The organism is Streptomyces sp. SolWspMP-5a-2 (genome assembly GCF_900091845.1).
GTDB classification, from domain to species: Bacteria; Actinomycetota; Actinomycetes; order Streptomycetales; family Streptomycetaceae; genus Streptomyces; species Streptomyces doudnae.
In genome coordinates this window covers 59,314-73,618 of the sequence record NZ_FMCI01000183.1, presented here as the reverse complement: position 1 = coordinate 73,618, position 14,305 = coordinate 59,314, and the positions used below count along the sequence as shown (strand labels likewise).

Sequence of the window (14,305 nt, the reverse complement as noted above, 5' to 3'; positions counted from 1 at the left end):
CACAGCAGCCCCCGCTCCGCCAGCAGCGCGTGCACCGCGTCCGCCGACTCCCCGGGCGTCTGCTCCTGCGTCGGCAGGACCAACTCCGGTCGTTCGGGCGGTTCGTAGGGGTCGTCGACCCCGGTGAGCCCGGACAGCCTGCCCGCCGCCTGCCGGGCGTACAGCCCCTTCACGTCCCGCTCGCCGCACACCTCGACCGGCGTCGCCACGTGCACCTCCAGATACGGGGTGCCGCTCCTGCCGTGCCGCTCCCGCACCGCCTCGCGGCTGTCCGCGTACGGCGCGATCACCGGCACCAGGCAGAGGACGCCGTTGCGCGCGAGCACCTCGGCGACCAGGCCGATGCGCTGCACGTTCGTGTACCGGTCGGCCCGGGAGAAACCCAGCCCCGCGGAGAGGAAGCGGCGCACCTCGTCGCCGTCCAGCACCTCCACGCGGTGGCCCTCGGACCTCAGCCGGTCGCCGAGCAGGCGGGCGACGGTCGTCTTGCCCGCGCTCGGCAGCCCCGTCAGCCAGACCGTGGCCCCCTGGGCCCTCGTCGTGCTGGTCATGCGCAACAGTCCTCTTTCCCTACCGGCTCCCGACCCGTGGAACGGTAGGTAAGAAGTCTGAGAGGAGAGGTTGAGGAGTCTGAGGTTTGGCTTAGTGACTCCTGGCGCCCACCCCCGCGAAGACCCCGCCCGCGTCCCTGAGCCGTTCGTGCAGCGCCCGGAAGACCGCCGCCGACCGCTCGCCGGGCCAGTCAGGCGGCAGCAGCCGGGACGGCAGCCCCGGATCGGCGTACGGGAGGTGGCGCCAGGAGTCCAGGGCGAGGAGGTAGTCGCGGTAGGCGTCCTCGGGCGGGGTCTCCGCGCGCCGCTCCCAGGCACGCAGCACCGGCCCGTGCCGGTCGAGGAACGCCTCGTGCTCCTTGGCGATCGCGGTCAGGTCCCACCAGCGGGCGACGGCGTCGGCGGTCACCGCGAAGCCGAGGTGCTCGCCCCGGAAGAAGTCGACGTACGGTTCGAGGCGCAGCCGTTCCAGGGTGTGCCGGGACTCCTCGTACAGCCGGGCCGGGGCGATCCACACGCCGGGCGCCGCGGTGCCGAAGCCGAGACCGGCCAGCCGCGAGCGCAGCACGTGCCGCTTCTGCCGCTCCGACTCCGGCACCGAGAAGACGGCGAGGATCCACTCCTCGTCGTCCGCGGTGCCGTCCGGATAGACGCGTCTGTCTCCGTCGTCGAGCAACTGGCGCGCCTGCGGCGACAGTTCGTAACCGGCTGCGCCCCGGGCGGTGCGGGCGGGCAGCAGCAGCCCGCGCCGTTTGAGCCGGGACACCGAGGAACGCACCGAGGGTGCGTCCACCCCGACCGCCGCCAGGAGCCGGATCAGCTCGGCGACGGGTACCGGGCCGGGCACGAAGCGGCCGTAGGCGCCGTAGAGCGTGACGATGAGAGACCGTGGTGCATGCTGGTCGGACACGTTGATCATCTTAGGTCGTCGGTATCAGCGCTGGTCACCATCGGTGCGCAATCGGAAGCGCTGGAGTTTGCCGGTCGCCGTGCGCGGCAGCTCCGCCACCAGCACGATCTCCCGCGGGCACTTGTACGGCGCCAGCTCGGACGTGACGAACGCGCGCAGCGCCTCGGGGTCCGGCCCGGCGCCCTCCTTCAGGACCGCGTACGCCACGACGACCTGCCCGCGGGCCTCGTCGGGCCGCCCGACGACGGCGGCCTCCACCACGTCGGGATGGCGCAGCAGCGCGTCCTCGACCTCCGGTCCCGCGATGTTGTACCCGGCGGAGATGATCATGTCGTCGGCGCGTGCCACGTACCGGAAGTACCCCTCGGCGTCGCGGACATAGGTGTCGCCGGTGATGTTCCAGCCGCCGCGCACGTACTCCCGCTGGCGCGCGTCGGCGAGGTAGCGGCAGCCGACCGGGCCGCGCACCGCGAGCAGCCCCGGCTCACCGTCGGGCACCGGCTCGCCGCGCTCGTCCTGCACCCGCGCCTGCCATCCGGGCACCGGGACGCCGGTGGTCCCGGGGCGGATCAGGTCGTCCGCCGCCGAGACGAAGATGTGCAACAGCTCGGTCGCGCCTATGCCGTTGACGATCCGCAGCCCGGTCCGCTCCCGCCAGGCGTGCCAGGTCGCGGCGGGCAGGTTCTCGCCCGCGGACACGCAGCGGCGCAGCGACGACAGATCGTGCCCGCCGGCGTCGGCGAGCATCGCCCGGTACGCGGTCGGGGCGGTGAACAGGACCGACACCCGGTGCGCGGCGATCGCGGGCAACAGCTGCCGGGGGCCCGCCTGTTCGAGCAGCAGTGCGCTGGCGCCGGCGCGCAGCGGGAAGACCACGAGCCCGCCGAGCCCGAAGGTGAACCCGAGCGGCGGGCTCCCGGCGAAGACGTCGTCGGGACGCGGGCGCAGCACGTGCCGGGAGAAGGTGTCCGCGACGGCGAGCACGTCCCGGTGGAAGTGCATGCACCCCTTGGGCCGCCCGGTGGTGCCGGAGGTGAAGGCGATCAGCGCGACGTCGTCGGCCGCCGTGTCGACCGCCCGGTACGGGGTGCCGGGCGCGGGCCGGTTGAGGAGGTCGCCGGGGCCCGTGCCGCCGTACGGGGTGATCCGCAGGCCGGGGACCTCCGCCCGCGCCAGGTCGTCGACGCACCGGACGTCGCACAGAGCGTGGGACACCTCGGCCAGCGCGCAGACGGTGGCCAGCTCGCCGGGCCGCTGCTGGGCCAGGACGGTGACGGCGACCGCGCCCGCCTTCAGCACCGCGAGCCAACTGGCCACCAGCCAGGGCGTGGTGGGGCCGCGCAGCAGCACCCGGTTGCCGGGGACGACCCCGAGGTCGCCGGTGAGGACGTGCGCGAGCCGGTCCACGTGGGCGCGCAGGTCGCCGTAGCTCCAGCTCGTCCCGGCGGGGGTGCGGAACGCGGGGCGGTCGGGGGCGGGCCCGGCGAGCAGTTCGGCGGCGCAGTTCAGCCGGTCCGGATAGCGCAGCTCGGGCAGGTCGAAACGGAGGTCGGGCCACTCGCCGGGCGGCGGGAGGTGGTCGCGCGCGAAGGTGTCCACATGAGCCGAGACGATCATGGCGGTGCGCCCCCTTGGCTTCGTGGGCGTCGACGCGGGCGTGCGCCGGTGGCGGCCCGCAGAGGGAGCGTATCGTGTTGGTGACGACAGTCAATGGTGCGCGATACGGTCGGGGGAGCGGCCGGGCCCGGCCGCGGTGAGAGAGGACGGCGATGCCCGCATTCTCGCTCGAACCGGCACAGAACCTCTGGCGCGCCGAGCTGCGCGCACTGGCCGCCGACCGGCTGCGCCCCCTCGCGGACCGGGGCGAACCGGGCCGCGTCAACCGCCCGCTCCTCGCCGAACTCGGCCGACTCGGCCTGCTGGGGCGCCTGTTCACGTCCGGCGCGCTCGACCTCTGCCTGATGCGGGAGTCGCTCGGCTACGCCTGCACCGAGGCGGAGACGGCCCTCGCCCTCCAGGGCCTCGGCGCCCACCCCGTCCACACCCACGGCACCCCTGAGCAGCGGTCCCGCTGGCTGCCCGGCGTCATCGACGGCACGACGGTGGCGGCCTTCGCCCTGAGCGAGCCGGGCGCGGGCTCGGACGCGGCGGCCCTCGAACTACGCGCGGAGGAGCGGGAACCGGAGGCGGCGAAGCACGAGCCGCCGCAGCCGCCGGAACCCTGCCCGGGTACGGCCGACGCCGCACCGCGGGCGGGGGAGGGGACGTCGGGCGCGGCGGCGCGTGAACCGCTGCCGGGCGGGGCCGACGTCGAACTGTGGGCGGGGGAGGGGACGTCGGACGCGGCGGCGCGTGAACCGCTGCCGGATGGGGCCGACGTCGAACTGCGGGCGGTGGCGGGGGAGTCGGCGGAGGGGACGTCGGACGCCGACCGCACCGGCTGGCGGCTCACCGGCACCAAGTGCTGGATCTCCAACGCGCCCGAGGCCGACTTCTACACCGTCTTCGCCCGCACCGGACCCGGCGCGGGGGCCAGGGGCGTCACCGCCTTCCTGGTGCCCGCCGACCGCCCCGGACTCACCGGCGAGCGGCTCGACATGCTCTCGCCGCACCCCATCGGCACCCTCGGCTTCGACGCGGTCCCCGTCACGCGGGACGACGTCCTCGGGCACGTGGGCGGCGGCTTCCGGGTCGCCATGGCCACCCTCGACCTGTTCCGCCCGAGCGTCGGCGCCTTCACCGTCGGCATGGCACAGGCCGCCGTGGACGCGACCCTCGCGCACACCGCCGAACGCGGCGCCTTCGGCGGCACGTTGAGCGACCTCCAGACGGTCGCCCACCAGGTCGCCGAGATGTCCCTGCGCACCGAGGCGGCCCGCCTCATGGTGTACGCGGCGGCGACGGCGTACGACGAGCGGGCCGCGGACCTGCCCGGCCGCGTCGCGATGGCGAAGCTGCTCGCCACCGAGACGGCGCAGTACGTCGTCGACCACGCCGTCCAGTTGCACGGCGCCCGCGCACTGCGCCGGGGCCACCTCCTCGAACACCTCTACCGCGAGGTGCGCGCCCCGCGGATCTACGAGGGCGCGAGCGAGGTCCAACGCGGCATCATCGCCAGGGAGTTGTACAGGAACGTCACGGAGAAGCCGTGCGGGAACGGGGAAGCGTCCGCGAAGGGGGCCGGGAAGTGAGTGCCGAGCGGGTCAACCCGGCCGAGCTGTCGCCGCCGACCGGCTTCTCGCACGCCGTCGTCGCCACCGGTGGCCGGATCGTCTTCCTGGCCGGACAGACCGCGCTCGACCAGGACGGCTCGATCGTCGGCGACACCCTCCCCGAGCAGTTCGAGCGGGCGCTCACCAACCTGCTGACCGCGCTCGGGGCGGCCGGCGGCACCCCGGCGGACCTGGCCAGGGTCACGGTCTACGCCACGGACGTCGCCGCCTACCGCGAGCACGCCGCTGAACTGGGCCGCCGCTGGCGGGAGTCGGCGGGCCGGGACTACCCGGCGATGGCGGTCGTCGAGGTCGTACGCCTGTGGGACGAGCGGGCCCTGGTGGAACTCGACGGCTTCGCGGTCCTCCCGTGACGAGCCGTCCACCGCTCCCGTGACCGAGCAGTCCACCCCTTCCCTGCCCGAGCGGTCCGCCCCTCCCTGGACCGAGCCGTCCACCCCTCCCGGGGTCGGCGCGTCCGGCGTGCTCAGACGGCCACCGGCAGCCGTCCGCCGGGCAGCGGTCGGCCCGGCGTCCGGCGGGGGGCGACGGCCCGGCCCTCGGGGGTCAGCGCGCCGGTGTCGTCGAAGACGATCGCGCCGTCGCAGAGCAGGCTCCAGCCCTGCTCGGGGCGGGCCGCGACGACGTGCGGCCCGGTGCGGTCGGCGGACGGGCAGGACGATCGGTGGGAACACATGGGGCACCTCCACGTCGACGGGAACCGCCCGGCAGGGGCCCCGTACCCAGACCATGCTCCCGTCCCGAACGCACCGGAACGGCCGGACGGGAAGCGTGACAACACGGGGACAACACGCGGACAACGCGCGGAACGTTCACGAGCGGCCTGACACCTTCACGACCGTCACCCCGGACTCGCCGCCGACAGGGTGACGATCACCGCCATCGCCCCGCGCGGCCGGTACCAGTGGAACCCCCATCCTCCCGGAGGTGTTCCATGTCCCTGCGCCCCGCACTCGGCGCCGCGGCGCTGCTCCTGCTGGCCGCCCTGCCCGTCCTCCCCGCCGCGGCCGACCCGGCCGAGAGCGTGACCGTCGACCCGACGGGCACCATCGCCGCCGACGGCACCGTCACCCTCTCCGGCACGTACCGCTGTATGGCGGGCACCGGCCCGGTCTTCGTCAGCTCCTCGGTCTCCCAGAGCACCCGCGAGATCCACTACGGCATCGGCGGCACCAAGGCCGTCTGCGACGGTGCCGAGCACCGCTGGCAGAACGCGGGCAAGCCGTCGACCGACGCCCTCAAGGCGGGCGCGGCCCAGGTCGACGCGACGGTCATGGAGCTGCGCCCGCAGGGCCTGCTCCCGCTGCCGCACTTCCACGCGACCCACACCCAGGACATCACCCTGACGGCGAGCTGACCGCTCCCCGGCCCCCGGGGCGGGCGGGCGCCGCCGGTCCGCCCCGCGGCCGCCCTCAGCGCCCGCCCGCCTCCGCGTCCGATTCGAGCTCCCGCTTGAGGTTGCGCAGGGTCCTGGCGATGTTGCGGGCCTGGAAGGCGGCGAAGGTCCGCCCCGAGGTGGCGATCCGGTCGAAGACGTTCGCGACGGCGGCGGGCCACGCCCGGCGGTCGTCGGTCCAGGTCTCCGTGACCAGGGTGCCGCCGTCGGCCGCCTCGAAGCGGTACTCCCAGCTGGCGATCGGCGCGCGCAGCCGGGGGGTGCGCAGCCCGATCGCGTCGACCCGGAAGGCGAACCGGCGGCCGGGCTCGGCGGCCGTGACGGTGCACCGCGTCACCCACCGCACCCGCCCGCGCTTGTTCCGCCCGACGAAACTGTCCCCGACCGCGACGGGCACGTCGGCCGTCCCCGCGGTGGTCCCGAGGTTCTCGGGGCTCCAGCGCCCCATGTCGCCGACGCGGCTGACGGCCCGGTAGACGACGCCGGGCGGGACCAGGACGACGACCCTGTCGCTCACGGTGAAGACGCGACCCACTGCACTGCCTCTCGCCGACGACCCGAAGCTACTGTTCGGTAGTAATCATGGCACGGGGTGATGAAACCCTCGTGCGGCGGGCTTGGCCCCACGGGGACCTCGAAGCGCGGTGACAGTGACGCTTCGGGTGTCGGCGAATCCGCGAGGTGGGGGCGCGCCGCAAAAGTGAACCGCCCTCTTCTTTCGGCCTGTCCTTTTTGTGTCTGATCAAAGAAGGCTGCGGCACTTCTAGAAGATCATCTTCCGTTAAGTTTGACGGCTGCATCAAACCTGTCCCGAGCGTTGGACGTGGGACTCAGGGTGGGGAAGCGAGAATTTGGCCTTCAGGGACTCATGGTATTAGATGCTCTGACGATGATCGAGATCGTTCGCGCGAGGAGTTCGGTGAACCGTTACGTCATGCTGTCCGTAGGCCTCTCTGCCCTTTCCTTCGCCTACATGGCTCCGGTGGTGCTCCGCTGGATGTGGTGATCGCGCACCGGCTTCCGGGGAAGCTCAGGAGCCGGTCGATCCATGACATGCCAGGAACTCCAGCAACTTCTGAGCCTCGGCCTCGGCGCCCAGGCTGCGATACAGGGCCACAGCGCGTTCGCTGTGGTCACGTGCTGCCTCCGCCGAGTGCGGTGACAGGGCGGCAGTCCGCGCGAGTCCCGCGAGGGCGCGTGCTGAACCCATCGGCAAGTTGATGCGCTCGGCGACTTCCAGGGCACGTCCGTAACCGTCGGTCGCCTTGTCGAGCCGCCCGGACTCGCGTTGGACGTCCGCCGCTCCGATCAGCGCGCGCAGTTTCTCGTACGGGTTGTCGATTCTGGTGGCCACCTGCTCGGCCATCGTCAGATGCAGCAAAGCTTCGCCCCGGCGCCCGCAACGGGCGTACGTCGTCCCCATACTGATCAGTACGTCCGCCTCGCCCAAGGCGTCCCCGCTGGCTCTGTGCGCGGTGAGCGCACGCTGGAAGCAGGACAGTGCCTGGTCCGTCTCCCCAGTCGCTTGGTGGACCGAGCCCAGGTTCGTCGACAGAATCGCAAGATCGACCCGTCCTCCGTGCTGACGCATCAGAACCTGGGATCGCTCGTAACAGTTGCGAGCCTCCGTGTAGTTGCCCTGGAGGAAATGGATCTCGCCCCGATTGTTCAACGCCTGGGCCAGTCCGTGCGGATCGGGTAGCTCCTCGTAGATCGTCTCCATCAGCTGGACTTTTCGCAGCGCCTCGTCGAGGCGCCCCGCGTAGTAGAGGACCACGCCCTCGACGTTCAGGCAATCCGCCTCTCCGCCCCGGTCCGCCACTCTCCGGTACAGGACCAAGGACCGTCCGAGCAGATCGAGCGCGACGTCGCCGTGGCCCGCCGCGACCTGGGCACGGCCTGATTGGAAAAGAGCATCGGCGCTGCCGTGGACATCGTGCAGGCGCTCGTAGATCTGGAGAGCCTCGGTCGCGAGGCGCAGGGCCTCGGTGTGGTCCCGCTGCGCCAACAGGTCGGCGTGATCCGTGAGAGCGCGAGCCAGTAGGGAGGGTGCGCCGGAGGCGCGTAGCACGGCGATGGCCACGTCGAAGAGTTCTCCCGCGAGGTCCCAGGCGCCCCATAGTTTGAGCGCTCTCGCAAGGACACCGGGGAACAGCGCGGCATACTCATGGTGTTCGACTGCCGCCGTGCGCGCGAGAGCCACGAGATTGGCTCGCTCCACAGTCAGCCACACCGAGCCCTCGTCCTGGTCGGAGAAGGCGGAAGTGCGAACTGACCCTCTTGCGAACGGCAACGTCACTGCCCTGCGGTGCGGATGCAGCAGTCGGTCCGCTTGGTGGGCGGCCGTGACGTAATGGGCGATCAGGCGGTTCACAGCCGCGTGCCGATCTTCCTCCAGATCAGTCCTCTGGGAGACGCCCGAGGCGAAGGCGCGGGTCAGATCGTGCAGCCGGTACCGGCCGCGCACGGGTTCCTCCAGCAGACTGGAGTCGAGCAGTTCTTCGACGCATCTGCTCAGCAGGCCCGGCTCATCCGCGAAGTTCGGTCCTGCCAGCGCGGCGGCCGCCTGGAGCGTGGTGTCGGGTCCGGGGTGCAGGGCGAGCAGGCGGAGAAGGTCCTGTGCCGGTCTGCCGAGTTCGGCGTAGGAGAACTGGTGGACCGAGGCGATGAGACCGTCGAATTCCTGGAGGGGGTCGGCAGCGTCGACCAGCCGGTCCAGCAGGTACTGGAGGTCCCATGAACTACGGTGACGGAAACGGCTGGCCAGGACTTGGAGTGCCAGAGGATGGCACGCGCACGCGTCGACGATCTGTTCCAGGCACGTCGGCTCGGACGACACCCGAGACGTCCCGACGACTCTGGTGAAGAGGGCTGCCGCCTCCGATCGGGACAGCGGATCGACGAACAGCGAGGCGGCACCGTCCAGTCCCGACAAGCGGTTCCTGGTCGTCACGAGGACCCGACAGGCGTGTGAACCAGGCAGCAACGGGCTTATCTGCTCCGCGTTGCGGACGTTGTCGAGAATGACGAGCGCTTGGCGCCGAGCGGTCCACTCACGCCATCGGGCCGTCCGGTCGTCCAGCGTGGCCGGGAGCTCGGACGGCATTCCGGCCGCATGCAACAGGGTGGCCAGAGCGTCCGCGGAGTCGAGCGGTTGCTGCCCGCCGTAGCCGCGCATGTCGACGTAGAACTGGCCGTCCGGATAACGAGAGGACATCTGATGTGCCGCATGCACCGCCAGGGTGGTTTTCCCTATCCCGGGCATCCCGTGTATCACGGTGACGGGCAGGGCGGTCGGCGATCCGGGTGCGGCCTCGGGATCGGCCTGGAGAATGCGCAGTTCACCGGATCGACCCGTGAAGTCCGGGGTGTCGCGCGGCAGGAAGTTCCTGACCTCGGAAGCCGAGACCGGTGCCGCGGGGCGAGGTTCCGTCCGCAGGAGAGAGGGGTCTTGCGCGAGCATCCGAAGATGCAGCTGCTGGAGATCGGGTCCGGGCTCGATCCCCTGGTCCTGCTGTAATCGTGTACGGGTCCTGCGGTACACCTCGAGAGCTTCGTCGTGGCGTCCGGAGCGGTAGAGGGCCAGCATCAAGGACCCGATCCCCTGCTGGGCGAGTGGGTTCTGCGAGGCGAACTCGCGCAGCTCGCCGACGAGATCAGCGTGCCGGCCCGACTCCAGTTCCAGGCTGATCCGTTCCTCGCGCACCCGGCGAAGTTCCTCGACCAACCGGGCACGCGCGGCCAGCGCCCAGGAACTTCCACCGAACTCGGACAGGGGCTCACTTCGCCAGAGTGCCTCCGCGGTTCGCAACAAGCCGATCCCCAGCTCGCGTTCGCCCCTCGCCGACGCGGCAGCGGCATCCGCGCGCAGCCGCCCGAAGCGCAGAAGGTCGATGTGCTCGGGATCGGCGCGTAGTCGGTAGAGGCGAGGCGAGGGCCGCTCCACGCCCACCTCGTCCTCTCCGACGGCTCGACGCAGCCTTCCCCGCAGCCGGGAGAGGTACGAGTGCAGGGTGTCCAAGGCGGTCGGTGGCGGATCCCCGTCCCAGACTCGGTCCAGCAGCGTGCTCACCGTGACCGGCTCGCCCCGCGCGTGGATCAACACGCCCAACACCTGGCGCTCTTTGGGTGTCCCCAGTGGGTGCTGCCGCTCGTCGTGCCAGAGTTCAAGAGGTCCCAGAGCAAGAAGTTCCACCACTACCCCCGACGGGTGTGCTTCTTCCTACGGCCTTCAGCGAGGTCTGTATGTGTGACGCGTACCACTCTTCTGCGGGATCGTGGGAGGGGACAGGGGCGCACTGAAGCGTGACAGGCGCACGGTGTCGACCCGTGTCCGGCGGAGTGCAGGATTCATGCAAGTCCGCCGTCCAGGCCTCCGGGCACACACGAGTCATCGGCTGTGAAAGGCCGCGGCCGCGAAGGTGACGAAGGAAGAACCGGGGGAGATCCACCATGAGTGTGACCGTGCCGGAGGCGCACTGGCGGCATGTGCCGGTGCGCCTGGATGTCGAGCGCTGGGCCACCCGCCGTACCCGCAAGCGGGTGCTGGTCGTCGTGCACACCGTGATAGCGGGGCAGAGACTCCTCGACGCGACGCGACTGCTGGAGGGCGACACCAGGGTGCAGATGATCTTCACCCAGGCCCCTGACGTGTTCGGCAATGGTGTGAACGAGTTCCTCGAACGGCTCGGAGCCCTCGTGCTGCCTTGGAACCAGGCCGTGCAGACGCACTTCGATCTTGCTCTGGCCGCTGGTCACGGCAGCCTCCACGATCTGCAGGCGCCAGTCGTCGTCCTGCCGCACGGCGCCGGACACAACAAGCTCACCCCGGTCGCGCGGCACGGTGGTACCGCCGTACCGTCAGGGGTGTACGGGCTCAGCAGGCAACGGCTCGTCCGCGACGGCACGGTGGTTCCCGAGGCCATCGTGCTGGCACACCAGGAGGAGCTGACCCGGCTCGGCCGGGAGTGCCCGGAGGCGCTGCCGGTGGCCGAAGTCGTCGGCGATCCCTGCTTCGACCGCATCATGGCGAGTCTTCCGTCCCGGGCGCTGTACCGCGAGTCACTGGCCGTCGGGCCCCGGCAGCGACTGGTCCTCGTCTGCTCCACCTGGGGACCCGACTCCCTCGCCGGGCAGGGCTGGGACGCCCTGGAGCGGTTGGTCGCCGAACTGCCGCGAGACGACTACCGGGTCGCCGCACTCCTGCATCCCCACGTATGGAACGCGCACGGCGAATGGCAGGTCCGTGGCTGGCTGTCGGGGCTGGCACGCTCGGGCCTGGTCGTGATCAGTCAGCACGGGGACTGGGAAGGCGCGATCGTCGCGGCCGACCGGATCGTGGGCGATCACGGGTCGGTCTCGCTCTACGGTTCGATGACAGGCGCGCCGATGCTGATGGCGGGCCGAGCCGACCCTTGCGTGGACCCCTCGTCGCCAATGGCCGAACTGATGTCCTTCGCGCCGCGACTTCGCCCGGAACGTGCGGTGTGCGCACAGATCAGCCGTGGTCCGACGAGCCGTCACGCGGGCCGCTACGAGCGCGTCGCCGCGCGCATCACGTCGGAACCCGGCCGGTTCGCCCGCAGGATGCGCGCACTTCTCTATCGGAAGCTCCGTCTGCGGGCACCTGCTTTCCGGGCGGTCAGGGAACCGGCCCGCCTTCCGTTGACCGTGCGTTTCGACCGACCGGAGAGCGGGATCTCGCGGTGATCACTCAGATCGCGATCGACCGTCCCGGTCTGTTCCGCGGTAAGGGCGACGCGGACGCCCCCGGTCTCGCCGAGCGGGTCCGGATAGCGCTGGTCGACCCCTTGGCGCAGGAGCCCTTCGTTGACGAGCACGTCAGGGTCCGGATCCGTGGCGAGGAACCGTGGCTCGCCTGCGGGGACGTGCTGATCGGGCACGGCGGGGGACCGCACCGGGCTCTGTCGCTGGCACGTTCATGGCCTGGAGCCCTGGTCGTGGCGGTACATGACCATGATCGCTGCTGGCTGCGCCTGTGCTCGCAGGAGCGGCTGGTCGAACTGCGGGCCGACGATGTACGCAGACCGCTGGGGGAGCGGGACATGGAGAGAGACTGGGAGTTCGTCGCGTCGCTCGCGCACTCCTGCCTGGTGGCCGGGCTGACGGTCGACGTGCTGGTGGCCGTGGCAGCCGGTGACCTGCGTCGCTCAGGCTCCGGGTTCCTCGGGCTCCAAGCGACGGAGTCGGCTGCGCGTGACATCGGCCTCCCCCGACTCTGATCTGCCCACTGCCGCGTACAGCTCCAGGGCTTCCCGGCACAGTTCCCGGGCGAGGCGCGTGCGCCCGCGCTGTTCCGCGACCTCTGCGCGAGCTCCGAGCGCCCGCGCGATCTCGTACTTGGCCGACATCCCGCGCAGCGGCACCAAGGCTTCGGTCAGCAACGCGTCCGCCCGGTCCGGCTCGCCCAGACGGAGGTGAGCCCGGCCGAGCAGTGTGCCCGCCCGTGCGGCGTTATAGGTGTCGCCCGCGCTGAGGAGGATGGCCCGGGCGGCATCGCCGTGGCGGATCGCGTCGTCGGCCTGCCCCGAGACAAGAGCGACATCGGCGAGGTTGAGCATGGCCAGTCCGCCAGCCCGATGGTCGCCGTTGGCCGGCAACTGGTCGACGGCCTCCTGGAAGTACCGGGTGGCCTCGTCGAGACGTCCGAGACGGAACAGAGCGAGCCCACGGTAGTTGAGGGTCCGGGCGTGCCCGAGCCGGTCCCCGCTGTCGAGAAACAGACCGGCCGCCATGTCGAACATCTCCAGCGCGCCGGTCACGTTCCCCTGGCCGAGCTCTCCCACACCACCAGAGGTGAGCATGCGGCATGAAGCCGCTCTGTCCCCCATGCTCCGAGCCGCGGCCAGCCCCTCCCGGTGCGCGGTGCTCCAGTCGTCGTAGAACTTGCGCCGCAGGAAGAGTGGCCACAGGGCGTCCGCGAGCTGCCAGCAGACGGTCGGCAGTCCTGCGGCCCGCGCACCGCGGATCACTGCCATCAGATTCGGCAGCTCACGTTCGAGCCAGTCCAGGGCGCCTTCGGGGTCCGCGCCCACGTCCGCGCGCACCACGGGTTCGGATCCGTAGTCCCGCGCCGCGGTGCGGTGCTGGGGGTCGATGATCTCTTCCGCGCAGGTGGCGCTCGCGAGATAGTGATCGGCGAGCCGCCGCAGGGCCTGTGCCCGTTCCTGCGGCGTCTCTTCCTCACGCGCCCTCGCTGCGGCGTGCAGGCGCACGAGATCGTGGAAACGGTGACGCTCGTCCGGCGTGTCGACGAGCAGACTCGCGTCGTGGAGTTCCTCCAACGACCGGCCCGCTTCGCCCCGCTCCGGTGAGGGCAGCAGTGCCGAGGCGGCCACCCCGTCGAACTCCCGGCCAGGATGCAGACCCAGCAAACGGTAGAGCCTGGCTGCGGGAGGACGCAGAGCCCGGTAGGAAAGATCCAGTGCTGCCCGGACGTTGTGGTCGTCGTCGATGGCCAGCCCCTCCAACCGTTGATGTTCTTCGGTGAGCAGGCGGACCATCGTGGTGATGCTCCGTCCAGGGCGAGCCGCGAGACGGGCACCGGCCACCCGGACGGCCAACGGCAGCCCCGCGCACAGCTCCACCAGAGAACGGGCCCCGTCGGGATTCTCCGTCACCCGCCCGTCGGACAAGGTGTCGGCGAGCAGTTCGACGGCCGCCTCCGGTGCGAGCGGACCCAGGTGGATGGGGTAGCAACCGTCGACGGTGAGTCCTGACAGCCGTCTTCGGCTCGTGACTGCCGTGACGCTCTCACCCGCAGGCAGCAACGGCCGTACCTGGGCCGCGGTCGCCGCGTCGTCGAGCAGAACCACCAGACGCTGGTTCGCGGTCAGCGAGCGGTAGAGGGCCGTTCGCTCGGCGAGGGCGGACGGTACCTGCTGCGCCGGTACGCCGAGGGCGCGTAGGAAGCGGGCCAGTACATCCCCCGGGTGCTGCGGACCGTCGGGCGACTGCGCTCCTAGATCCGCGTGCAATTGTCCGGCGGGAAACCGTGGGCGCAGGGTGTGCAACCAGCGCACTGCGACCGTGGTCTTGCCCACCCCACCAAGTCCGCTCACGGCGGCCAGCACTGAACGCCCTTCCGCGGTGGCCCGGACGCGGTGACGCTCCAGGGCCGCCAACTCCGCAGCGCGGTCTATGACTCTGCCGAGTGGAGGAAGCTGCCAGGGCGTCCAGGTCGCCTCTGTCGCCT

At 71.3% G+C, this 14,305-nt stretch carries 12 protein-coding genes; 5 read left to right on the top strand and 7 right to left on the bottom strand.

Features of this window, described 5'->3' with window-relative positions; all coding sequences use genetic code 11:
• From cysC to GA0115242_RS19065, 3 genes are all read right to left on the bottom strand, one after another.
• Window positions 1-551, bottom strand: a 551-nt coding sequence (gene cysC, locus GA0115242_RS19075) for an adenylyl-sulfate kinase (protein WP_093830051.1), incomplete at its 3' end; no start/stop codon positions are given.
• Between the two features lie 91 nt (window positions 552-642).
• Window positions 643-1,470: a PaaX family transcriptional regulator gene (locus GA0115242_RS19070; RefSeq protein ID WP_093830049.1), complete on the bottom strand. Its 828-nt coding sequence runs from the start codon at window positions 1,468-1,470 to the stop codon at window positions 643-645.
• Between the two features lie 15 nt (window positions 1,471-1,485).
• On the bottom strand, window positions 1,486-3,078 hold the full coding sequence (locus GA0115242_RS19065; protein ID WP_093830047.1) for an AMP-binding protein: 1,593 nt from the start codon (window positions 3,076-3,078) through the stop codon (window positions 1,486-1,488).
• 152 nt (window positions 3,079-3,230) lie between these two features.
• On the opposite strand from GA0115242_RS19065, the gene GA0115242_RS19060 reads away from it, so the two are divergent.
• Both GA0115242_RS19060 and GA0115242_RS19055 read left to right on the top strand, forming a co-directional pair.
• The gene (locus GA0115242_RS19060) at window positions 3,231-4,652 is read left to right on the top strand and encodes an acyl-CoA dehydrogenase family protein (protein WP_093830045.1); all 1,422 of its coding nucleotides are present in this window, start codon (window positions 3,231-3,233) and stop codon (window positions 4,650-4,652) included.
• Complete coding sequence (locus GA0115242_RS19055; RefSeq protein WP_093830043.1) at window positions 4,649-5,047, top strand: RidA family protein; 399 nt, start codon at window positions 4,649-4,651, stop codon at window positions 5,045-5,047. The genes GA0115242_RS19060 and GA0115242_RS19055 overlap by 4 nt, the downstream gene beginning before the upstream one ends.
• Before the next feature lie 113 nt (window positions 5,048-5,160).
• Here GA0115242_RS19055 and GA0115242_RS19050 read toward each other — a convergent pair whose 3' ends face one another.
• Window positions 5,161-5,370, bottom strand: coding sequence for a DUF5999 family protein (locus GA0115242_RS19050; RefSeq protein ID WP_093830041.1), 210 nt, complete (start codon window positions 5,368-5,370; stop codon window positions 5,161-5,163).
• 258 nt (window positions 5,371-5,628) lie between these two features.
• Between GA0115242_RS19050 and GA0115242_RS19045 the strand changes: the two genes are divergently transcribed.
• A complete protein-coding gene (locus GA0115242_RS19045; RefSeq protein ID WP_093830039.1) occupies window positions 5,629-6,051 on the top strand; it encodes a DUF6299 family protein in 423 nt (140 codons plus the stop codon).
• Window positions 6,052-6,106: 55 nt separating this feature from the next.
• Here GA0115242_RS19045 and GA0115242_RS19040 read toward each other — a convergent pair whose 3' ends face one another.
• Together GA0115242_RS19040 and GA0115242_RS19035 are read right to left on the bottom strand one after the other, a co-directional pair.
• Window positions 6,107-6,625 (bottom strand): SRPBCC family protein, encoded by a 519-nt coding sequence (locus GA0115242_RS19040; RefSeq protein WP_093830037.1) that lies wholly within the window; start codon window positions 6,623-6,625, stop codon window positions 6,107-6,109.
• A 495-nt stretch (window positions 6,626-7,120) separates the two neighbouring features.
• Window positions 7,121-10,285 (bottom strand): AfsR/SARP family transcriptional regulator, encoded by a 3,165-nt coding sequence (locus GA0115242_RS19035; protein WP_176729853.1) that lies wholly within the window; start codon window positions 10,283-10,285, stop codon window positions 7,121-7,123.
• A 257-nt stretch (window positions 10,286-10,542) separates the two neighbouring features.
• Between GA0115242_RS19035 and GA0115242_RS19030 the strand changes: the two genes are divergently transcribed.
• Window positions 10,543-11,799 carry a hypothetical protein gene (locus GA0115242_RS19030; protein WP_093830033.1) on the top strand — a complete coding sequence of 419 codons (1,257 nt, stop codon included), beginning with the start codon at window positions 10,543-10,545 and terminating at the stop codon, window positions 11,797-11,799.
• Window positions 11,796-12,332: a hypothetical protein gene (locus GA0115242_RS19025; protein ID WP_093830031.1), complete on the top strand. Its 537-nt coding sequence runs from the start codon at window positions 11,796-11,798 to the stop codon at window positions 12,330-12,332. Before GA0115242_RS19030 ends, GA0115242_RS19025 begins: the two co-directional genes overlap by 4 nt.
• Here GA0115242_RS19025 and GA0115242_RS19020 read toward each other — a convergent pair.
• Entirely contained in the window at window positions 12,261-14,153 is a 1,893-nt protein-coding gene (locus GA0115242_RS19020; RefSeq protein WP_370672300.1) for an ATP-binding protein, read from the bottom strand. The two genes, GA0115242_RS19025 and GA0115242_RS19020, sit on opposite strands and share 72 nt — an antisense overlap.
• Window positions 14,154-14,305 lie beyond the last annotated feature (152 nt).

Coding starts and splice junctions, on each gene's coding strand:
- GA0115242_RS19070 (WP_093830049.1), bottom strand. CDS start 1,470: ATGATCAACGTGTCCGACCAGCATGCACCACGGTCTCTCATCGTCACG.
- GA0115242_RS19065 (WP_093830047.1), bottom strand. CDS start 3,078: ATGATCGTCTCGGCTCATGTGGACACCTTCGCGCGCGACCACCTCCCG.
- GA0115242_RS19060 (WP_093830045.1), top strand. CDS start 3,231: ATGCCCGCATTCTCGCTCGAACCGGCACAGAACCTCTGGCGCGCCGAG.
- GA0115242_RS19050 (WP_093830041.1), bottom strand. CDS start 5,370: ATGTGTTCCCACCGATCGTCCTGCCCGTCCGCCGACCGCACCGGGCCG.
- GA0115242_RS19045 (WP_093830039.1), top strand. CDS start 5,629: ATGTCCCTGCGCCCCGCACTCGGCGCCGCGGCGCTGCTCCTGCTGGCC.
- GA0115242_RS19030 (WP_093830033.1), top strand. CDS start 10,543: ATGAGTGTGACCGTGCCGGAGGCGCACTGGCGGCATGTGCCGGTGCGC.